Origin of the sequence: Streptomyces sp. NPDC048643 (genome assembly GCF_040650615.1) — a bacterium.
In the GTDB taxonomy this organism is placed as follows: Bacteria; Actinomycetota; Actinomycetes; order Streptomycetales; family Streptomycetaceae; genus Streptomyces.
Genome location: NZ_JBEZHO010000017.1, coordinates 39,210 through 59,522, shown reverse-complemented (window position 1 = coordinate 59,522; position 20,313 = coordinate 39,210). Strand labels below are relative to the sequence as shown.

At 72.9% G+C, this 20,313-nt stretch carries 20 protein-coding genes; 13 read left to right on the top strand and 7 right to left on the bottom strand.

Annotation, left to right across the window (positions count from 1 at the left end; translation table 11 throughout):
• Positions 1–33: 33 nt before the first annotated feature.
• The 3 genes from AB0C62_RS18960 to AB0C62_RS18950 all read left to right on the top strand — a co-directional run bounded on the left by AB0C62_RS18960 (position 34) and on the right by AB0C62_RS18950 (position 2,871).
• Positions 34–1,563, top strand: a complete 1,530-nt coding sequence (locus tag AB0C62_RS18960; protein WP_362974537.1) for an IucA/IucC family protein — start codon at positions 34–36, stop codon at positions 1,561–1,563.
• A gap of 76 nt (positions 1,564–1,639) precedes the next feature.
• Positions 1,640–2,554, top strand: coding sequence for a HipA family kinase (locus AB0C62_RS18955; protein ID WP_362974535.1), 915 nt, complete (start codon positions 1,640–1,642; stop codon positions 2,552–2,554).
• A 32-nt stretch (positions 2,555–2,586) separates the two neighbouring features.
• Positions 2,587–2,871, top strand: a complete 285-nt coding sequence (locus AB0C62_RS18950; RefSeq protein ID WP_362974533.1) for a SelT/SelW/SelH family protein — start codon at positions 2,587–2,589, stop codon at positions 2,869–2,871.
• Positions 2,872–2,877: 6 nt separating this feature from the next.
• On the opposite strand, the gene aceB is transcribed toward AB0C62_RS18950, so the two are convergent.
• On the bottom strand, positions 2,878–4,512 hold the full coding sequence (gene aceB, locus AB0C62_RS18945) for a malate synthase A (RefSeq protein ID WP_362974531.1): 1,635 nt from the start codon (positions 4,510–4,512) through the stop codon (positions 2,878–2,880).
• Between the two features lie 241 nt (positions 4,513–4,753).
• On the bottom strand, positions 4,754–5,353 hold the full coding sequence (locus tag AB0C62_RS18940) for a nucleotidyltransferase family protein (protein ID WP_362974529.1): 600 nt from the start codon (positions 5,351–5,353) through the stop codon (positions 4,754–4,756).
• Between the two features lie 211 nt (positions 5,354–5,564).
• Here AB0C62_RS18940 and AB0C62_RS18935 point away from each other — a divergent pair, with 211 nt between their 5' ends.
• Entirely contained in the window at positions 5,565–5,888 is a 324-nt protein-coding gene (locus AB0C62_RS18935; RefSeq protein WP_362974527.1) for a DUF5955 family protein, read from the top strand.
• A 46-nt stretch (positions 5,889–5,934) separates the two neighbouring features.
• On the opposite strand, the gene AB0C62_RS18930 is transcribed toward AB0C62_RS18935, so the two are convergent.
• Together AB0C62_RS18930 and AB0C62_RS18925 are read right to left on the bottom strand one after the other, a co-directional pair.
• Entirely contained in the window at positions 5,935–6,567 is a 633-nt protein-coding gene (locus tag AB0C62_RS18930; RefSeq protein ID WP_362974525.1) for a response regulator transcription factor, read from the bottom strand.
• A complete protein-coding gene (locus AB0C62_RS18925; RefSeq protein ID WP_362974523.1) occupies positions 6,564–7,829 on the bottom strand; it encodes a sensor histidine kinase in 1,266 nt (421 codons plus the stop codon). Before AB0C62_RS18925 ends, AB0C62_RS18930 begins: the two co-directional genes overlap by 4 nt.
• A gap of 192 nt (positions 7,830–8,021) precedes the next feature.
• On the opposite strand from AB0C62_RS18925, the gene AB0C62_RS18920 reads away from it, so the two are divergent.
• The gene (locus AB0C62_RS18920) at positions 8,022–9,059 is read left to right on the top strand and encodes an ABC transporter permease (RefSeq protein WP_362974521.1); all 1,038 of its coding nucleotides are present in this window, start codon (positions 8,022–8,024) and stop codon (positions 9,057–9,059) included.
• A gap of 42 nt (positions 9,060–9,101) precedes the next feature.
• Complete coding sequence (locus tag AB0C62_RS18915; RefSeq protein WP_362974519.1) at positions 9,102–9,788, top strand: ABC transporter ATP-binding protein; 687 nt, start codon at positions 9,102–9,104, stop codon at positions 9,786–9,788.
• Between the two features lie 42 nt (positions 9,789–9,830).
• Here AB0C62_RS18915 and AB0C62_RS18910 read toward each other — a convergent pair whose 3' ends face one another.
• Positions 9,831–10,637 carry an IclR family transcriptional regulator gene (locus tag AB0C62_RS18910; protein ID WP_081220106.1) on the bottom strand — a complete coding sequence of 269 codons (807 nt, stop codon included), beginning with the start codon at positions 10,635–10,637 and terminating at the stop codon, positions 9,831–9,833.
• 326 nt (positions 10,638–10,963) lie between these two features.
• On the opposite strand from AB0C62_RS18910, the gene allB reads away from it, so the two are divergent.
• The gene (gene allB, locus AB0C62_RS18905) at positions 10,964–12,304 is read left to right on the top strand and encodes an allantoinase AllB (RefSeq protein WP_362974517.1); all 1,341 of its coding nucleotides are present in this window, start codon (positions 10,964–10,966) and stop codon (positions 12,302–12,304) included.
• A gap of 159 nt (positions 12,305–12,463) precedes the next feature.
• On the top strand, positions 12,464–13,594 hold the full coding sequence (alc, locus tag AB0C62_RS18900) for an allantoicase (RefSeq protein ID WP_362974515.1): 1,131 nt from the start codon (positions 12,464–12,466) through the stop codon (positions 13,592–13,594).
• 247 nt (positions 13,595–13,841) lie between these two features.
• Here alc and AB0C62_RS18895 read toward each other — a convergent pair whose 3' ends face one another.
• Positions 13,842–14,570, bottom strand: a complete 729-nt coding sequence (locus AB0C62_RS18895; protein WP_362974707.1) for a 3-oxoacyl-ACP reductase family protein — start codon at positions 14,568–14,570, stop codon at positions 13,842–13,844.
• A 210-nt stretch (positions 14,571–14,780) separates the two neighbouring features.
• Between AB0C62_RS18895 and AB0C62_RS18890 the strand changes: the two genes are divergently transcribed.
• Together AB0C62_RS18890 and AB0C62_RS18885 are read left to right on the top strand one after the other, a co-directional pair.
• On the top strand, positions 14,781–15,614 hold the full coding sequence (locus tag AB0C62_RS18890; protein WP_362974513.1) for an AIM24 family protein: 834 nt from the start codon (positions 14,781–14,783) through the stop codon (positions 15,612–15,614).
• A 233-nt stretch (positions 15,615–15,847) separates the two neighbouring features.
• On the top strand, positions 15,848–16,240 hold the full coding sequence (locus tag AB0C62_RS18885; RefSeq protein ID WP_362974511.1) for a ribonuclease domain-containing protein: 393 nt from the start codon (positions 15,848–15,850) through the stop codon (positions 16,238–16,240).
• 165 nt (positions 16,241–16,405) lie between these two features.
• Here AB0C62_RS18885 and AB0C62_RS18880 read toward each other — a convergent pair whose 3' ends face one another.
• A complete protein-coding gene (locus AB0C62_RS18880; RefSeq protein ID WP_362974509.1) occupies positions 16,406–16,609 on the bottom strand; it encodes a hypothetical protein in 204 nt (67 codons plus the stop codon).
• Positions 16,610–16,788: 179 nt separating this feature from the next.
• On the opposite strand from AB0C62_RS18880, the gene AB0C62_RS18875 reads away from it, so the two are divergent.
• The 3 genes from AB0C62_RS18875 (at position 16,789) to AB0C62_RS18865 (ending at position 20,299) form a co-directional block, all read left to right on the top strand.
• Entirely contained in the window at positions 16,789–18,072 is a 1,284-nt protein-coding gene (locus AB0C62_RS18875) for a histidine kinase (protein WP_362974507.1), read from the top strand.
• 334 nt (positions 18,073–18,406) lie between these two features.
• Positions 18,407–19,078, top strand: a complete 672-nt coding sequence (locus AB0C62_RS18870; protein ID WP_362974505.1) for a response regulator transcription factor — start codon at positions 18,407–18,409, stop codon at positions 19,076–19,078.
• 45 nt (positions 19,079–19,123) lie between these two features.
• On the top strand, positions 19,124–20,299 hold the full coding sequence (locus AB0C62_RS18865; RefSeq protein WP_362974503.1) for a cytochrome P450: 1,176 nt from the start codon (positions 19,124–19,126) through the stop codon (positions 20,297–20,299).
• The last annotated feature ends 14 nt before the right edge of the window (positions 20,300–20,313 follow it).

The following is a 20,313-nucleotide window of genomic DNA, read 5'->3' as shown; positions in this document are numbered from 1 at the left end:
TCACCAGTGCACCGTATGGATCGAACGGACCGGATGGATCGCGTGGACTTCAAGCCGACCGTGTTCCCTGCGCTCACCAGGGTCGACACGGACGAGGCCGCCGACGCGTACGCCGCCGCCCCGTTGCTCAATTGTCTCCTTCGCGAAGTCGCGGAACCCACACCGGAACCGGGCGTTCACCGTCTGCCCGCCGGCGGCGCGCTGCTGCGGGTACGGGGTACCCGACGCCCCGCCGACCCCGAGGTGTGCGCCGACGGGGCCTGGCGCCCGCTCGGTCACGCGGAGCTGGTCCGGCTCACGGCCGACGAACTGTTCCGGGCGACCGGCGTCGCCAACTCCGAGCTGCCGGCCGAGATGACCGGCAGCCGGGACGTCGTCGCCGCGCTCCTGCGGGCCCGCGCGCGGGCCACACCGCCCGAGGATCCGTACCGCCGCTCCGAGCAGTCCCTGGTCCTCGGCCATCCGCACCATCCCGCGCCCAAGATCCGCGGCGGCGGCCCCGTCGACGACTGGCTGCCGTACGCCCCCGAGGCGTACGCCGCCTTCCCCGTGGACCTCCTCGCGGTGCGCGAGGACGCCGTCGTCGAGGACGGCGACACGACCGCCGTCGACGCGTTCGGCGAGGCGCCGCCCGGCTACCGGCTGCTGCCCGCCCACCCCTGGCAGCTCGCCCTCACCCGGTCCTCCCCGGCGATCCGCGACGCCTTCGCCGACGGCCGGCTCCGGCGACTGGGTCGCACCGGCCGCCCTCTGTGGCCGACCGCCGCCATCCGCACGCTGTACGCGCCCGAGGACGACGTGTTCGTCAAGTTCAGCCTCGACGTGCGCATCACCAACGACATCCGCCGGCTGTGGCGGCACGACCTGCTGAAGCTGCGCGCCACGGACGCGGCGACCGCCGCCGCCTTCGCCGCCGGGCGCGGGCCCGCCGCCTGGCTGAGCGACCGCGGGTATCGCACCGCCGACTTCGCCTTCGAGGAACTCGCCGTCCTGGTCCGCGACGGCTTCGCCGGCCACCTCGTCCCCGGAGCCACCCCGCTGCTCGCCGCAGCCCTCGTGGAGGGCTTCGACGGCAGCCCGCTCGACCGGCTCACCGACCCCACCGACTGGTGGGCCGCCTACCTCCGTCAGGTGGTGCCCCCGGTCCTGGAGGCGTTCGCCCGGCACGGCGTCGTCGTCGAGGCGCACCTGCAGAACACGGTCGTGGCCGTCGACGCCGCCGGCCGGCCCGTGCAGGCCCTGTTCCGGGACGCGGAAGGCGTGAAACTGCTGCCCGGCGTGAACCGCGAGGCCGGCTGGGAACGCCTCGTGTACTGCCTGGTCGTCAACCACCTCGCCGAACTGGCCGCGCTGCTCGCCGAGCGGTTCCCGGGCACGGACCCCTGGCCCGCCGTACGGGCGGAACTCCTGCGCCACGACACGGCCGGGAACCTCCCCGAGATCGCCGCGCTGCTCACCTCACCCACCCTGCCCGGCAAGACCAACCTGCTGCTCCGCTGGACGGGCGCGGACGGCGCGGACGCCCGCTATGTGCCGCTGCCGAACCCGTTGGCCGCCGCTTGACGGGGGCCTGGATCGATCCTCCGGACGTGCCGGGCGGCCGGAGGGTGGAGGGGCCGGCTGTTTTACAGTGGCGAGTGTGCTGCGCGACGTGACTGCTGTTCGATACGTGACCCCACTGACGGCGGGCGGCTCCGTGCCCGGAGTCGTCGAGGCCGACGACCTGGGGACCTACGTCGTGAAGTTCACCGGCGCCGCCCAGGGCCGCAAGGCGCTCGTCGCCGAGATCGTCGTCGGCGAACTGGCCCGCGCCCTCGGGCTGCGCTTCCCCGAGCTGGTCCTCGTCCACTTCGACCCGGCCGTCGGCGGGCACGAACCCCACCAGGAGGTCCAGGACCTGCTGCGGGCCAGCGCCGGGCTCAACCTCGGCATGGACTACCTGCCGGGCGCGAAGGACTTCACCCCCGAGGTCGCGCGGGTGTTCCCGGTCGACCCGGTGGAGGCGGGCAAGGTGGTCTGGCTGGACGCCCTCACCGTCAACGTGGACCGCACGGTCCACAGCTCGAACCTGATGGTGTGGCCCACCCTCGGTGTCGCGCCGCCCCGGCTGTGGCTGATCGACCACGGCGCCGCCCTCGTCTTCCACCACCGCTGGGACGCCTCGGCGCCGGAGAAGGCGTACGACTTCAGGAGTCACGCGCTCGGCAGCCACGGCCCGGACACCCGCGCCGCCGACGCCGAACTCGCGCCGAAGGTGACCGAGGAGCTGCTGCGCGCGGTGCTGGCGCAGGTGCCCGACGCCTGGCTCACGGACGAGCCGGGCTTCGCGAGCCCCGACGCCCTGCGCGAGGCGTACGTCGGCTATCTCCTCGCGCGCGTGCGGGCCTCCGCAGCCTGGCTCCCCACGGACTTCCCGAGCCGTGAACAGCTCGCGGCCGAGGACGCGGACCGCGCGGAGCGGACCCAGCAGGGCCGCCCGGACTGGCTCAAGCGCGTCCCTGACCTGCACGGCAAACCGGCGGCGGAACAGGACTGGTCGGTGCACCTCGGATGACGGACCGGACGACGGAGCGGATGGCGGATCGGATGACGGACACCCAGCGCGTGCAGATCGAGTACTGCACGCAGTGCCGCTGGCTGCCTCGCGCGGCCTGGCTGGCCCAGGAGCTGCTCACCACCTTCGAGACGGAGCTGGACGAGCTGTCCCTGAAGCCGGGCACCGGTGGCGTCTTCGTCGTCCGGGTCAACGACGAGGTGGTCTGGGACCGCCGTGAGCAGGGCTTCCCCGAACCCACGGCGGTCAAGCGCCTCGTACGCGACCGAGTGGCCCCGGAGAAGTCCCTGGGCCACTCGGACCGTACGGCGCCGTGAGCGGACTCAGCCGGCCAGCTGCTCGTAGGCGGGCAGCGTGAGGAAGTCCGCGTAGTCCTCGTCCAGCGCGACCTTCAGGAGCAGGTCGTGCGCCTGCTGCCAGGAGCCGGCCGCGAACGCCTCCTCGCCGATCTCGGCGCGGATGTTCGCGAGCTCCCGCGCGGCGATCTCGCGGGCCAGCTCCGGGGTCGCCGCCACGGTCCGTCCGTCGTGCTCGAAGACGACACCGGCGTTGATCCACTGCCAGATCTGCGAGCGCGAGATCTCGGCGGTGGCGGCGTCCTCCATGAGGTTGAAGATCGCGACCGCGCCGAGCCCGCGCAGCCAGGCCTCGATGTAACGGATGCCGACCTGCACGGCGTTGACGAGACCGTCGTACGTCGGGCTGGCGTCGAGCGAATCGACGGCGATCAGGTCGCCGGCCGCGACCGACACGTCCTCGCGCAGCCGCTCCTTCTGGTTCGGCCGGTCGCCGAGCACCGCGTCGAAGGAGGCCATCGCGATCGGGACGAGGTCGGGGTGGGCCACCCACGAGCCGTCGAAACCGTCGCCGGCCTCACGGTCCTTGTCGGCCTTGACCTTCTCGAAGGCCACCTTGTTGACCTCCTCGTCGCGGCGCGAGGGGATGAACGCGGCCATGCCGCCGATCGCGTGCGCGCCGCGCCGGTGGCAGGTGCGGACGAGGAGCTCGGTGTACGCGCGCATGAACGGCGCGGTCATCGTCACCGCGTTGCGGTCCGGCAGGACGAACTTGGCGCCGCCGTCACGGAAGTTCTTGACGATGGAGAACAGGTAGTCCCAGCGTCCCGCGTTCAACCCGGCGGCGTGGTCGCGGAGTTCGTAGAGGATCTCGTCCATCTCGTAGGCGGCCGTGATCGTCTCGATCAGGACGGTCGCGCGGACCGTGCCCTGCGGGACGCCCACGTAGTCCTGCGCGAAGACGAACACGTCGTTCCACAGGCGTGCTTCGAGGTGCGACTCCGTCTTCGGCAGGTAGAAGTACGGGCCCTTGCCGAGGTCGATGAGCCGCTGCGCGTTGTGGAAGAAGTACAGGCCGAAGTCGACCAGCGCGCCGGGCACGGGTGTGCCGTCGGGGGCGACGAGGTGACGCTCGTTCAGGTGCCAGCCGCGCGGGCGCATCACGACCGTCGCGAGCTCCTCGTTCGCCTTGAGGGCGTACGACTTGCCGGACTTCGGGTCGGTGAAGTCGATGTTCCGGGTGTAGGCGTCGACCAGGTTGACCTGACCGAGGACCACGTTCTCCCAGGTGGGAGCCGAGGCGTCCTCGAAGTCCGCGAGCCACACGCGGGCACCGGAGTTCAGGGCGTTGATGGTCATCTTGCGGTCGGTGGGGCCGGTGATCTCGACACGGCGGTCGTTCAGCGCGGCCGGAGCGGGGGCGACCTTCCAGGAGTCGTCCGCGCGGATGGCGGCGGTCTCCGGGAGGAAGTCGAGGGTGGAGGTGCGGGCGATCTCGGCGCGGCGCTCGGCACGGCGGGCGAGGAGCTCGTCACGCCGGGGCGTGAACAGCCGGTGCAGCTCGGCCACGAAGGCGAGGGCCGCGTCGGTGAGGACCTCTTCCTGCCGGGGCAGGGGCTCGGCGTCGACGATGGCCAGCGGGGACGGCGCTGGTGCGGACATGAGCTGTCACTTCCTTCAGCGAACTACGTGCGGGCTGCTACGGGCTGTGCGGGTGGACCACGGCGGCGTCGACGCGCCGTGGCACCCGGTGCCAGGGCGCGGGGGGACGGCGCCGGGCGCCCTCGACACGGCGGGGCGCTTCTGATCAGTGGATACTAGTTTCCTCATGGTGGAAGTTCAATGGTTTGTTGATGTCGAGATTCTCTGAGTCGACAGAAGGTGGCGCTCAGTGCCATCCCGTTCACTCAAGGTGGACCAGGTCGGCCTCCGTGTCGATGTCGAAGGCCCGCGCGACGTCGCCGCACTCCACGAGTGTGATCGCGTCCCGGTGGGCCTTCAGGTAGGCGCGCGCGCCCCGGTCGCCGGTGGCGGTCGCCGCGATCCCCGCCCAGTGGCCGGCGCCGAAGAGCACCGGATGGCCGCGCTCCCCGTCGTACGCCGCCGCGGCGAGCGTCCGCGGCGAGCTGTACGCCCCGAGCACCCGGGCCACCGCCTCCGGGCCGATCCCCGGCTGGTCGACCAGCGACACCAGTGCGGCGTGTGCCCCCGAGTCCGCCAGTGAGTCGAGCCCCGCCCGCAGCGAGGAGCCCATGCCCTCCTCCCAGTCGGGGTTGTCCACGAGCACGCATCCGGACAGCGCGGCCCGTTCCCGTACCTCCGTCGCCCGCGCCCCCAGCACGACGTGGACGCTCGCGCAGCCACCGGCCCGCAACACCTCGACCGCGTGTTCGACGAGGGGGCGTCCCCGGTGGGACAGGAGTGCCTTGGGGCGACCCCCGAGGCGGCGCCCCCCACCGGCGGCGAGCAGCAGCCCGGCCACCTGGTCCTTGTTCTCCGTCATGTCCCCTGCATACCCGACCGGCCCCCGGCGTGCCTCGGAACCCGGGCCGTCCACCGCGATGTCCCTGGGCTGAATTTCGGTCCGGGCAGTGGCGCCCGGCGCACCGGGTGGCGTTTACTGACCCGCGTCCCTCGGCGCCCGACCACCGCCGCGGGGGCGCGGGGCCGACACGAGAAGGGCCGACGCACAACGGCGTGCGAGGGGGAGAGCTGTGTTGCGGAGCTTGGGGCAGAGACCAGTGACGGGCAGCGACGAGGATCCGAGGGTGGCGGAACTGCGCACCGCCGTGTCCCGACTGCGCCGTGAACTCGCCACGCATCCGGCCGAGTTCCCCGACCGCGGCATCGCCGAGGACGAACTGGCCGCGCTCGCCGCGATGGCCGCCGGCGGCGTCCCCGAGACACCCCGGCTGCGCCGCTCCCTCTTACTGATCGCCGGTTCGATCGGCTCGGTCAGCGCCCTCGCCACCCGCCTCGCGGACGTCCGCAGCGCGGTCGACCTCTTCGGCGAGCCCCCACGCGAGAACCGCCGCTGACGGTGACCGGGGGCCCACCGTCCCGCCCGGGCCCGCGACCGGTGTGTCAGCTCCGCCTGCGGAGGACGCCCCGCTCGGTGGCCGCCGCCACCGCCGACGTACGGGAGTCCACGCCCAACTTGGCGTAGATGTGCACCAGATGGGACTTCACCGTGGCCTGGCTCAGGAACAGCTTCTTGCTGATCTGCTGGTTCGAGAGGCCGTCCTTGACCAGTTCGAGGACCTCCAGCTCGCGGCGGCTCAGCGCGGCGGCGGGTGTGCGCATCCGGTCCATGAGGCGGTCGGCGACCGTCGGGGCGAGCGCCGCGTGACCCGAGGCGGCCGTGCGCACGGCCGCCGAGAGCTCCTCGGGCGGGGCGTCCTTGAGGAGGTAGCCGCAGGCGCCCGCCTCGACGGCGGCGAGGATGTCGGCGTCGGTGTCGTACGTCGTGAGGACCAGGACCCGCGGGGCACCGGGGCGGGCCGTGATCGCCGCGGTGGCCTCGGCACCGTGCAGGCCGGGACCGAACTGCAGATCCATGAGGACGACGTCCACCCCGCCCGCCCCGGCGCGTTCCACCGCCGCCTCCGCCGTCGGCGCCTCCGCGACGATCTCGAAGTCCGGCTCCGCGGACAGCACGGCGCGCAGCCCGGCGCGGACGACCGGGTGATCGTCCGCCAACAACAGTCGGACGCTCATACCGGGGTCCCGACGGTGTGCGGCCGGGGGCGGCGGCCGTGCCCCCCGGCCGCGTTCCCCACGGGCTCCGCCGCGGCGGGCAACGGCAGGGTGACTGCCACCGCCGTACCCTGTCCGGGCGCCGACTCGACGGTGAACGTGCCGCCCAGCGACTCCGCGCGCGAACGCATCGCGGGCAGACCGAAGCCTCCGTCCGCCCGGTGCGCGTCCGTCCCGCCCGGGTGCGGTCCGAGGGCCCCGGGGGCGAAGCCGACGCCGTCGTCGACCACGTCCAGGGCGACCGCGGTGTCCATGAAGCTGAGGGTGATCTCCGCACGGTCCGCCCGCCCGTGCCGCAGCGTGTTGCCGAGCGCCGACTGAGCGATCCGCAGCAGGGCGACCTCGTACGGGGTCGGGAGCGCGGTGGGTGGCCCGCTCACCGCGAAGCGAACCGAGGGAGCGTCCACAGCGGCCGCACGGCACAGCCGCTCCAGCGCCGCGCCGAGCGAGCCCCCGTCCAGACCGGGGGGCGTGAGGGCGCGGACGAATCGGCGGGCCTCGGCGAGGTTGTCCTGTGCGGTCGAGCGGGCCTGTTCCAGGTGCGGGCCCGCCGGGGAGTCGGCGGGCAGCAGGCGCTGCGCGGCCCGCAGCAGGAGCTGGATGCTGGACAGACCCTGGGCGAGCGTGTCGTGGATCTCGCGGGCGAGCCGTTCCCGCTCGGCGAGCGTGCCCGCCGTGCGCTCGGCCTCGGCCAGTTCCGCGCGGGTGGCCACGAGTTCCTCGATGAGCGCGCGGCGGCGCTCGCTCTCCTGGTACAGCGCCTCGTAGCCGAGCACCGTCACCACCGCGACTCCGGCCCCGAGGAGCGGCCCGATGAACGCCCCGGGAGTGAGGGGCGCGCCGTGCGCCACGAAGCTCGCGATGGCCGCGCCCGCGGTCAGCGTCACGGCCGGCACGCTCCAGCGCGCGGGCAGCAGGTGCAGCTGGAGGAAGTAGAGGGGGAACGCCACCCACAGCGCGTCCGGTGACAGCGCGACGAGGACCAGCCAGCTCGCGCTCAGCGCGGTCAGCCAGACAGCGGCCGCACGGCGCGAGCGCCGCACCGTCGTACTGAACGCGCCCGCCGCGAACACCGCGCCGGTCGCGAGCACCGACAGGACGACGCCCCGTGGATGGGCGCTGTCCCCGGAACGGACGGCGACCAGCGCCAGCAGCCCCACGAGCAGGGCGTAGAGACACAGGCGCAGGGTGGCCACGACAGGGGAACGGCGGGGGACATTCATGGTCGTTCCAGCGTAGACGGGTCCCCACGGACCCCGGTCAACCGAAAGGTTGAAAGCTGCCGCCCTCCTTCGCCGCCTCCGCCGGCCCCGGCGGGTCCGCCGTCGAGCACCGTTCCGCTCCGCCTTTCGGCGCGGCGGAACCATGCTCCGGCGCGATGCCCCGGACGCGGCCCCGGCCGCAGGGTGGGAGGCATGTTCGTCGCATGGAGAGACCTCCGGTTCGCCAAGGGACGGTTCACCCTCATGGGAGCCGTGGTCGTCCTGATCACCCTGCTCGTGGGGCTGCTGTCCGGCCTGACCGCCGGGCTCGCCGAGGAGAACACCTCGGCCGTCACCGGGCTGCCCGCCGACCACCTCGCGTTCGCCGCGCCGCCCGCCGGGCAGTCGGTGTCCTTCACCGGTGCCGAGGTCTCCTCACGCGCCGTACGGACCTGGGCCGACCGGCCGGGGGTCGCCTCGGCCGAGCCGATCGGCGTCCGCACCCTGAACGCGTCCGCCGGGCACCGTACGGCCGCGGTCTCGTCGTTCGCCGTGCGGCCGGGTTCCGGGATCGCGCCGGACGGCGTCGGCCCCGGCCGCGTCGTCCTCTCCGAGAAGGCGGCCGCCGAGCTGGACGCCGGCCCCGGGGACCGGGTGCGGCTCGGCGGAACCGAGCGGACCGTCGCCGCCGTGGCCGGGCGCGCCGCGTACAGCCACACGCCGGTGGTGTGGACCGAGCCCTCCGGGCCGACGACCGTGATCGCTCTGCGGACCGACGGAGCGGACCTGCCGGCCGGTGACCGGGCCGCGGGCACGAAGACCCTCACCCGGGACGACGCCCTCACCGCGATCGGTTCCTACCAGGCCGAGAACGGCTCCCTCCAGCTCATGCGCGGCTTCCTCTTCGTCATCTCGGCGCTGGTCATCGGGGCGTTCTTCACGGTCTGGACGATCCAGCGGTCCCCCGACATCGCCGTCCTGAAGGCGCTGGGAGCCTCCACGGCGTACCTGCTGCGCGACGCGCTGGGCCAGGCGGCGCTGATGCTGACCGGCGGAACCGTGCTCGGCGCGGGACTCGCCGTCGGGGCCGGCGCTCTCGTGCGCGGCGGTGACGTCCCCTTCGTCCTGAACGGGCCGACCGTGCTGGTACCCGCCGCCGTGCTGATCGCCCTCGGCACGCTCGGCGCGGGTCTCTCCGTCCGCCGTATCACCGCCGTCGACCCGCTGACCGCGCTGGGCAGCGCCCGCTGACGGCGCCGTGAACCACCGCACCGACCACCAGGAAGTGCCCTCATGAGCCTGACCCTCGACACCGTCACCCTCACCTATCCGGACGGCGACGGACGTCTGACCGCTCTGGACGAGGTCGGCCTCGTCGTGCCGCCCGGAACCACCACCGCCGTCGTCGGCCCCTCGGGATCCGGCAAGTCCAGTCTCCTCGCGGTCGCGGCGACCCTGGTCACCCCCGACCAAGGGCGCGTCCTCGTCGGCGGTACGGACACGGCGACGCTGAGCCCCGCGGAACGGGCCGTCCTGCGGCGGCGCGAGATCGGGATCGTGTTCCAGCAGCCGAACCTGCTGCCCTCGCTGACCGCCCTGGAACAGCTCCGGGTCATGGGCCACCTGGACGGCGGGCGGCAAGTGACCTCCCGCGCAAGGGAGTTGCTCGGGTCGGTCGGCCTCGGTGATTTGGCGCACCGCCGGCCCCACCAGCTCTCGGGCGGCCAGCGGCAGCGCGTGAACATCGCCCGCGCCCTGGTCAACGAGCCGTCCGTGCTCCTGGTCGACGAACCGACCAGCGCCCTCGACCACGAGCGCGGCGCGGCCGTCCTCGGCCTGCTGCTGCGGCTCACCCGGGAGCGCGGAACGGCCACCGTCCTCGTGACGCACGACCGCGCCCGCCTCGAAGAGGCGGACGCGGTGCGGGAGATGAGGGACGGGCGGCTGGACTCACTCGCCGTGACCGCCGGGAACGGCTGAGCCGGGCGACAGCCGCGAGGGCTGAAGACCCCGGGCGGGCGGTCAGACGGCTCCGGGTCCCGAACTGGCCAGCGCCTGCGACAGCTCGGCCGCGACCTGCTGGAGCACCGGCACGATCTTGTCGGTGGCGGCCTCGGTGACCCGGCCCGCGGGACCGGAGATGGAGATCGCCGCTGCGGTGGGGGAGTCGGGCACCGGGACGGCCAGGCAGCGGACGCCGATCTCCTGCTCGTTGTCGTCCACCGCGTACCCGGTCCGGCGCACGTCCTCCAGTGCCGCGAGGAAGCCGTCGGGCGTGGTGATCGTCTTCTCCGTCGCCGCGGGCATGCCCGTACGGGCGAGGAGCGCGCGCACCTCGTCGGCCGAGGCGTGGGCCAGCAGCGCCTTGCCGACGCCCGTGGAGTGCGGCAGCACCCGGCGGCCCACCTCGGTGAACATGCGCATCGAGTGCTTGGAGGGCACCTGGGCGACGTACACGATCTCGTCGCCGTCGAGCAGCGCCATGTTCGCCGTCTCGCCGGTCTCCTCGACGAGGCGCGCCAGATAGGGGCGGGCCCAGGTGCCGAGCAGTCGGGAGGCGGACTCGCCGAGCCGGATCAGGCGGGGGCCGAGCGCGTACCGGCGGTTGGTCTGCTGGCGCACGTACCCGCAGGCCACCAGGGTGCGCATCAGGCGGTGGATGGTGGGCAGCGGCAGTCCGCTGCTCGCGGAGAGCTCGCTCAGGCCGACCTCGCCCCCGGCGTCCGCCATACGCTCCAGCAGATCGAAGGCGCGCTCCAGGGACTGGACGCCACCACTGGGAGCGGGTGATTTGGCGGCGTCGGTGGTGCTGGCGCTGGACGGCGACACGGCGGCGGTCCTTTCAGGGCGCAGAATCGAGAGGCATGACCCGAAGGCTCTCGATCAGGGCGGTGGCCGGTGACGGACGGGCAGAGACGCAGCCTACCCGGCAGTCGGTTGACTCCCTGGTTGTACGTCACTACGTTCTGCTTGCCGGAAGTCTACTTCCGCTTTGTGGAAATATCCAGAGAGTGCGGAGGGCGGGTGGAGAGTGAAGGGGACTCTTGACGGCGCGGAGGTCGGAGTGAAGACTCCTTCAACAGAACGTTGAATTTCGTTACGTGGAAGTAAACCCGCGTCGACGGGCTTCAACGGCGGCAGAGAGAGGGGTCCGGGTGTCCGACGTCGAACTGGTGCTGCGCTCGACGCGCGTCATCACTCCCGAAGGGACGCGCGCCGCTTCGGTCGCGGTCACCGCGGGGAAGATCACGGCCGTGCTTCCGCACGACGCCGAGGTGCCGGCCGGTGCCCGGTTCGAGGACTTCGGCGACGACGTCCTGCTGCCCGGACTGGTCGACACGCACGTCCATGTGAACGACCCCGGCCGCACCGAGTGGGAGGGGTTCTGGACCGCGACCCGCGCCGCGGCCGCCGGCGGCATCACCACCCTCGTCGACATGCCGCTCAACTCCCTCCCGCCGACGACGACGGTCGACAACCTCCGTACGAAGCGGGACGTCGCGCGCCCCAAGGCGCACATCGACGTCGGCTTCTGGGGCGGCGCGCTCCCGGACAACGTCAAGGACCTGCGGCCGCTGCACGAGGCGGGCGTCTTCGGCTTCAAGGCGTTCCTGTCGCCCTCCGGTGTCGACGAGTTCCCCGAGCTGGACCAGGAGCAGCTGACCCGCTCCCTCGCCGAGATCGCCGGCTTCGGCGGCCTGCTGATCGTCCACGCCGAGGACCCGCACCACCTGGCCGCCGCCCCGCAGAAGGGCGGCCAGAAGTACGCCGACTTCCTCGCCTCGCGCCCCCGCGACGCCGAGGACACCGCCATTGAGAGCCTCGTCGCGCAGGCCCGGCGGCTGGACGCGCGGGTGCACGTACTGCACCTGTCGTCGAGCGACGCCCTCCCGCTGATCGCCGCCGCGAAGGCCGACGGCGTGCGGCTCACCGTGGAGACCTGCCCGCACTACCTCACTCTGACCGCCGAGGAAGTCCCGGACGGCGCCAGCGAGTTCAAGTGCTGCCCGCCCATCCGCGAGGCCGCCAACCAGGACCTGCTCTGGCAGGCGCTGGCCGACGGCACGATCGACTGTGTCGTCACCGACCACTCGCCGTCGACCGCCGACCTCAAGACGGACGACTTCGCCACCGCGTGGGGTGGCATCTCCGGCCTTCAGCTCAGCCTGTCCGCCGTCTGGACCGAGGCCCGCAAGCGGGGCCACGGGCTGGAGGACGTGGTCCGCTGGATGTCCTCCCGCACGGCCGAACTGGTCGGCCTCGGCGACCGCAAGGGCGCCATCGCGCCGGGCCGGGACGCCGACTTCGCGGTCCTCGCCCCCGACGAGACCTTCACCGTCGACCCGGCGGCGCTCCAGCACCGCAACCGGGTCACGGCCTACGCCGGCAAGACCCTCAGCGGCGTCGTCAGGTCGACCTGGCTGCGCGGCGAACGCATCGTCGCCGCGGGCGAGTTCATCGAGCCCACCGGACAGCTCCTGACCCGGAACCCGTAGCCCCTCCGAGCCGCGGGACCCTCCGTCCGTCCCTGAGGGGGACGGGTCGAACCCCGCTCCCGCCTTCCCCCGCGAACCGCACCACCGACCGCCGTACCGCACTCCGGCACCCGCATCCCCATCCGCAACGGCCGACCCCCGAAAGGCAGATCGATCATCGTGACGGCGCAGAACCCGCCCGTTTTGGCCACCTTCACCGGAGACGCGAACCCCTACGGAGGCGGTGACCCGTACGCGGACTACCGCACCGCCGACTTCCCCTTCACCCAGTACGCCGACCTCGCCGACCGGCAGCTCGGCGCCGGGGTCGTGGCCGCGAACGACGAGTTCTTCGCCCAGCGCGAGAACCTCCTCGTGCCCGGCGCCGCCGAGTTCGACCCCGAGCACTTCGGGCACAAGGGCAAGATCATGGACGGCTGGGAGACCCGGCGCCGCCGCGGTGTCTCGGCCGAGCACCCGTGGCCGACCGCCGAGGACCACGACTGGGCCCTGGTCCGCCTCGGCGCCCCCGGCGTGATCCGCGGCATCGTGGTCGACACGGCGCACTTCCGCGGCAACTACCCGCAGGCGGTGTCCGTCGAGGGCACCTCGCTGCCGGGTTCGCCGTCCCCGGAGGAACTCCTCGCGGACGACGTGAAGTGGACGACCCTCGTGCCCCGCACGGCGGTCGGCGGCCACGCGGCCAACGGGTTCGCCGTCCTGGCCGAACAGCGCTTCACGCACCTGCGCGTCAACCAGCACCCCGACGGCGGCATCGCCCGGCTGCGCGTGTACGGCGAGGTCGTGCCCGACCCGCGCTGGCTGTCGGTCCTCGGCACCTTCGACGTCGTCGCCCTGGAGAACGGCGGCCAGGTCGAGGACGCCTCCGACCGCTTCTACTCCCCGGCCACGAACACCATCCAGCCGGGCCGTTCCCGCAAGATGGACGACGGCTGGGAGACCCGCCGCCGCCGAGACGACGGCAACGACTGGATCCGCTACCAGCTCGTCGCCCAGTCCGAGATCCGCGCGATCGAGATCGACACGGCGTACCTGAAGGGCAACAGCGCCGGATGGGCGTCGGTGTCGGTCCGCGACGGCGACACGGGGGAGTGGACCGAGGTCCTGCCTCGCACCCGCCTGCAGCCCGACACCAACCACCGCTTCACCCTCGACGCACCGGTCGTCGGCACCCACGCGCGCGTGGACATCTTCCCGGACGGCGGCATCTCCCGCCTGCGTCTCTTCGGCTCCCTGACGGAGGACGGCGCCTCCCGGCTGGCGGCCCGCCACCAGGAACTGGGCGGCTGACCCGCCGGCCCCATCCGACCGCCGTACCGCGTCACCGCCTCACCCGGCCGGTGATCGCGCACCCGGGGGCCGCACCGGAATCGGTGCGGCCCCCGGGCCGTGACGTTGCCCGGCACGCCCGACAGGACCCCGTTCTTGCGGTGCGCCCGCAGGGCGGTCCCCGTGCCTCGCGGTGCGCCCGCCGGGCACTCCGCGTGCCGGTTCGCCGCAGGCGCGGGCTGCGTAGGGCCCCGTACGAGGGCCCGCGTCACGCCGCGTGGCCGCCGTCCACGGCGAACTCCGCCCCGGTGACGAAGGCGGCCTCGCTCCCGGCCAGGTACGCGACCATCGAGGCCACCTCGTCGGCGGCGGCGAAGCGGCCCACGGCGGTCAGGGCGACCTGACCGGACGCGAAGGGGCCGTCCGCCGGATTCATGTCGGTGTCGGTCGGACCGGGGTGGACGATGTTGGCGGTCACCCCACGCCCGCCCAGTTCCCGCGCGAGCGCCTTGGTCAGGCCGATCAGCGCGGACTTGCTCGTCGCGTAGAGGGTCCCGCCGGGACCGGGGACCCGCTGGGACATGCAGCTGCCGATCGTGATGATCCGCCCGCCCGTCCCGAGGTGCGGTGCGGCCGCCTGCGAGGCCAGGAAGACCCCCCGGACGTTGACGGCCAGCACGTGGTCGACGTCCGCCAGGGACAGCGATTCCAGAGGACCCAACACCCCCGCGCCCGCGTTGTTGACGAGCACGTCGAGCCGCCCGAACTCCTCGACGACCCGGTCCACCACCGCACCGGCCTCGATCGCGTCCGAGGAGTCCGCGCACAGCGCGAGCCCCCGGACGCCGAGCGCCTCGACGGCCCGCACGACCTCCGCCGCCGCCTTGCCGCGCACATAGGTGACGGCCACGTCCGCACCCTCGCGGGCGAGGCGCAGCGCGGTCGCGGCCCCGATGCCCCGGCTGCCCCCGGTCACGAGAGCCACCTTGCCCTTCATCCCGTTGCCGCCCTCCGTGTCGCCCGTTCCCGTTCCACTGTTCGTGCCGCTCGCCATGTCCTGAGAAGTCATGGGTCCATCCCAGCGGCCGGGAGTCGGCGACGCTGGCGGCGAACGGACGCCGTACTCACCGCACCCGGCGCCGACCCCCGGACGGCGCCTCACCCGATGAGCCGGAACTCTTCGCTCCGCTTCTCTCGTTCTTCCGGCGTGACCCTTCAGCAAGAGATCGTCGGCAGCGCCATGCAGATGGCGGTCGTGAGCCTGCGCCCCGGCCAGACCGTGTACTGCGAGGCAGGGAAGTTCCTGTTCAAGACGACCGGCGTGACCATGGAGACCCGGCTCTCCGGTCTGCCGGGTGGCGCCGGTGGTGCGCAGCAGGCCGGCGGGGGTGGCGGCAGCGGTGGTGGAGGCATGGGCGGCATGCTGCGTCAGGCCATGGGCACCGCCATGCAGGCCGGTCAGCGCGCGCTCGCCGGCGAGTCGCTGGCGTTCCAGTACTTCACTGCGGTGGGCGGCGAGGGCACCGTCGGGTTCGCGGGCGTGCTGCCCGGCGAGATGCGGGCCCTGGAGCTGGACGGCACGCGCGCGTGGTTCGCGGAGAAGGACGCCTTCGTGGCGGCGGAGTCGAGCGTGCGGTTCGGGATCGCCTTCCAGGGCGGCCGGACCGGGCGCAGCGGCGGCGAGGGGTTCGTCCTGGAGAAGTTCACCGGGCACGGCACGGTGATCATCGCGGGCGCGGGCAACTTCATCGACCTGAACCCGGCGGACTTCGGCGGCCGCATCGAGGTGGACACGGGCTGCGTCGTCGCCTTCGAGGACGGCATCCGCTACGGCGTCCAGCGCATCGGCGGCCTGAACCGGCAGGGCCTGATGAACGCGGTCTTCGGCGGCGAGGGGCTGTCGCTCGCCACCCTGGAGGGCAACGGCCAGGTCATCCTCCAGTCGCTCACCATCGAGGGTCTCGCCAACGCCCTGCGGAAGGCCCAGGGCGGCGACAAGCAGGGTCCGACGGGCGGCCTCTTCTCGACGAACGAGGGGTGAGGCGGGCGGGGGCCGCTCCGCGGTGACCTCGGCGAGGAGGTCACCGCCGGCTGCGGGCGGATGCCCGGAGTCCGGGCGGCACGCCGGGACTCCGGGCTTTGTGGGGGTCGTGGGGATGCTCTGCGGGGGCGCCGTGCAGGCCGTTAACTCGGGGAAAAACCATCGGGCGTGCCGGGAGAAATCAGTCGCCTTGACATTGACATGCCATGGTCTACGCGCGTCATTCTGGATCCATGAGATTCCCCCCACGTACCACTCGTATCGGTGCCCTCGTGGCCCTCATGTCCGCCCTCCTCGTGGGCGGCACCGCCGTCGTCCCGGCCAACGCGGCGGCGGCCTCCGTCGGCAGCATCTGTTACAGCGCGCTGCCGTCCCAGGCGCACGACACGCTCGACCTGATCGACGCGGGAGGTCCCTTCCCGTACTCGCAGGACGGCGTCGTCTTCCAGAACCGCGAGGGCGTCCTGCCCTCCCAGTCCTCCAGCTACTACCACGAGTACACGGTCATCACCCCGGGCTCGTCGACCCGGGGCGCCCGTCGCATCGTCACCGGGCAGGAGACCCAGGAGGACTACTACACGGCCGACCACTACGTGACGTTCGACCTGGTCGACTTCGGCTGCTGACGCCCGATGCCGAGTCCCCCACGGCTCGGTGTGACGGTGTGATGGCCTGGCGGCTTGAGGGCTTGAGGGCTTGAGGGCTTGAGGAACGGAGCGAATCTGCGGGGTCGGCCATGTGTGTGCGGGTGGTCGACCCCGCGATCCGTGTGCGGTTTGCTGCCGCCCTCTTCACGTGCGGCTGCTCTCCGCGGCCGCGAACAGGGCGAACGCCAGGACGAGGAGTGCGGCACTCGCGTAGATCTCGTAGCCGTCCAGGAAGTCGAGGCGCTGCACGACTCCCCACCCGCGCAGTCGGCCGGTGATCCCCTGGATCAGACCGAGAACGCCCTGCACCAGGGCGATGAATCCGAGCACCTCCAGCAGCTGCTTCATGGCACGACCCTCGCCCCGAGCGCGTCCCGCGCGCATCGGCCGCGGGGCGCGGGTACCCGGCGGAAAGTCGACCCGTGCGGCGGCCTCGCTCCGACGAAAGTCTGAAGCCTGCCGACTTTGGTCGGTGAAGGCGCTGACGGGGAGGTGGCGGCGGGTTCGGCTGCGTAGATTTGTCGACCGTGAGTGGTGACGAATCGGCCCGCGTGCCGCGAGACGTACCGGTGCCGACCCTGCGCGGTCGGCGCTGGCTGCTGCCGTCCGCGGTGGCAGCGGACCTCGACCCCGACGCCGAGCGGAACGGCCGCTCCGGGCGGCCCCGGCGCACGGTGCGCGACTGGATCGTCGACTTCGGCTGTTTCCTTCTGGCCGTCGGAGTGGGTATCGCGGCGGCGAACACGCTGGCCGACGACCCCAACACCCCGCACGCCCTCGCGGTCGCCGACCAGTGGATCGGCGCGCTCGCCTGCGCGGCGGTCTGGCTGCGGCGCCGCTGGCCGCTCGGGCTCGCCGTCGCCCTGATCCCCGTCGGACTCATCTCGACCACCTCGGGCGGCGCCGGGCTCGTCGCCGTGTTCACCCTCGCCGTCCACCGGCCCTTCCGGTACGTCGCCTGGATCGCCGGCGCGCAGCTCGCCCTGCTCCCGGCCTACTTCCTGCTCCGGCCCGACCCCGATCTGTCGTACCCCGTCGCCCTGGCCGTCACCGTGCTGCTCACCTCGGCGGTGGTCGGCTGGGGCATGTTCGTACGGTCCAAGCGCCAGCTCATGCTGAGTCTGCGGGACCGGGCACGGCGGGCCGAGACCGAGGCGGCGCTGCGGGCCGAGCAGGCGCAACAGCTCGCCCGCGAGGCCATCGCGCGCGAGATGCACGACGTGCTCGCACACCGGCTCACCCTCCTGAGCGTGCACGCCGGGGCCCTGGAGTTCCGGCCCGACGCGCCCCGGGAGGAGGTCGCCAGGGCCGCCGGGATCATCCGGGAGAGCGCGCACGAGGCACTGCAGGATCTGCGGGAGATCATCGGGGTGCTGCGGGCGTCGGACTCCGACGACGGGGGGCGGCCGCAGCCCACGCTCGCGGCGCTCGACGGACTGGTCGCGGAGTCGCGCTCCGCGGGCATGAAGGTGGTCCTCGACAACCAGGTCGCCGATCCGGACGCCGTGCCCGCGTCCGTCGGCCGCACCGCGTACCGCATCGCGCAGGAGGGACTGACGAACGCGCGCAAGCACGCGCCCGGTACGGAGGTCACCGTGTCGGTGCGGGGCGCGGCCGGAGAGGGCCTGACCGTGTCCGTCGTCAATCCCGCGCCGTCGGGAGAGGTGCCGTCGGTGCCGGGGTCCGGGCAGGGGCTGATCGGGTTGCGGGAGCGGGCCTCGCTCGCGGGTGGGCGGCTTGAGCACGGGGTCGAGGAGGGCGGGGGGTTTCGGGTTGTGGCCTGGTTGCCGTGGGGGGTGGCTGGTCCGTGAGGGTCGGCTGCGCGCCGGGCGTTTCGGGTGTGGTCCGGTTCCGGTCCGGTGGGTGGGTCGGGGCCGTGCCGGTACATCCGCCCGTCGCCGTTGGATCAGACGTGGGTCGAGCAGTGGGAGCTGCTCGATCCGGACGTGAGCGACGGGCATGTGACGTACCGGCACGGCCCCTCACGCCGGATCCCGGCCGCGGGCCGACGGTGGCTGAGATTCCGGCGGGAGGATTAAGCCCCTCCGGAGTGTGAGGAGCGGGGTCCGGGACGGAGCCCCGGGTTCGGGTCGGGTAGGGGTGGAGGGGGCGAGGAACGTGGTGGCGAGCTGGTTAGGTGGGGGGATGACTGCGATTCGGCTGGTGCTCGTCGATGACGACCCTCTGGTGAGAGCGGGGCTGGCCCTCATGCTGGGCGGCGCCGAGGACGTCGAGATCGTCGGCGAGGCCGCCGACGGCGCCGAGGTCGGAGAGCTGGTGGACCGCACCAGGCCCGACGTCGTCCTGATGGACATCCGGATGCCGAACGTCGACGGCCTCACCGCCACCGAGCGGCTGCGCGCCCGCAAGGAGGCGCCCCAAGTGGTGGTCCTGACGACGTTTCACGCCGACGACCAGGTGCTGCGTGCCCTGCGCGCGGGCGCTGCGGGGTTCGTCCTGAAGGACACGCCGCCCGCGGAGATCCTGGACGCGGTGCGCCGGGTGGCGGCCGGGGACCCGGTGCTGTCGCCCACCGTCACCCGCCAGTTGATCGCGCACGCCGCGGGATCCTCCGCCGACGCCCGCAAGTCCGAGGCCCGTTCACGGATCGCCGTCCTGAACGAACGGGAGCGCGAGGTCGCCGTGGCGGTCGGCCGGGGCGGTTCCAATGCCGACATCGCCGCCGAACTGTTCATGAGCGTCGCCACGGTCAAGACGCACGTCTCCCGGATCCTCGCCAAGCTCGACCTCAACAACCGGGTCCAGGTGGCCTTGTTGACGTACGACGCCGGGTTGCTGGAGGAGGACGGGCACTGAGCGGGGGGCTCGTGCGTTGTGCGGGGTGACGGGGGAGGGGAAGGCGTGATCGATCTGGGGGAGTACGGGGCGGGGTTCACCGAGAACCCGCACCCGGTCTACGCCGAGTTGCGCGCGCTCGGCCCGGTGCACCGGGTGCGGCTGCCGCCGCCGGACGCGCACCACGAGACCTGGCTCGTGGTCGGGTACGAGCAGGCGCGGGCCGCGCTGGCCGATCCCCGGCTGGCCAAGGACGCGGAGAAGATCGGCATCACGTTCCTCGACGAGGAGCTGATCGGCAAGTATCTGCTGGTCGCCGACCCGCCGCAGCACACCAGGCTGCGCGGCCTGATCGCCCGTGAGTTCACCCCGCGGCGTGTGGCGGCACTGGGCCCGCGGATCCAGGAGATCACCGACGACCTGCTCGACACGATGCTGCCGCGCGGGCGCGCCGACCTGGTCGAGTCGTTCGCCCATCCGCTCCCGCTGACCGTCATCTGCGAGCTGCTCGGTGTGCCCGCCCCGGACCGGGCCGCCTTCCGCGCGCTGTCCACCGAGGCGGTCGCGCCGACCAGCGCCGAGAGCGAGTACGACGCCTTCGTCCGGCTCGCCGCCTACCTGGGCGATCTGATCGAGGACAAGCGGTCCGCCGGACCCGCGGACGACCTGCTCAGCGGGCTGATCCGCACCACCGCCGAGGACGGCGACCGTCTCTCGCCCGAGGAACTGCGCGGCATGGCCTTCGTGCTGCTCGTCGCCGGACACGAGACGACGGTCAACCTCATCGCCGGCGCGGTCCACGCCCTGCTCACCCACCCGGGCCAACTAGCCGCCCTGCGGGCCGACATGACGCTGCTGGACGGCGCGATCGAGGAGACCCTGCGCTACGAGGGCCCGGTGGAGAACGCGACCTTCCGGTACGCGGCGGAGCCGCTCGACATCGACGGTACGGCGATAGCCTCCGGCGACGCGGTGATGATCGGCCTCACCGCTGCCGACCGCGACGGCACGCGGTACCCGGCCCCCGACCGCTTCGACATCCGGCGCGAGGCCCGCGGCCACATCGCCTTCGGACACGGCATCCACTACTGCCTCGGCGCCCCGCTCGCCCGGCTCGAAGCCCGCGTGGCGCTCGGCTCCCTGCTGGAGCGCTGCCCGGACCTGGCTCTCGACGGACCGCCGAGCGGCTGGCTGCCCGGCATGCTGATGCGCGGGGCACGACGGGTGCCGGTGCGGTGGTGAACCGGTTTGCCGCG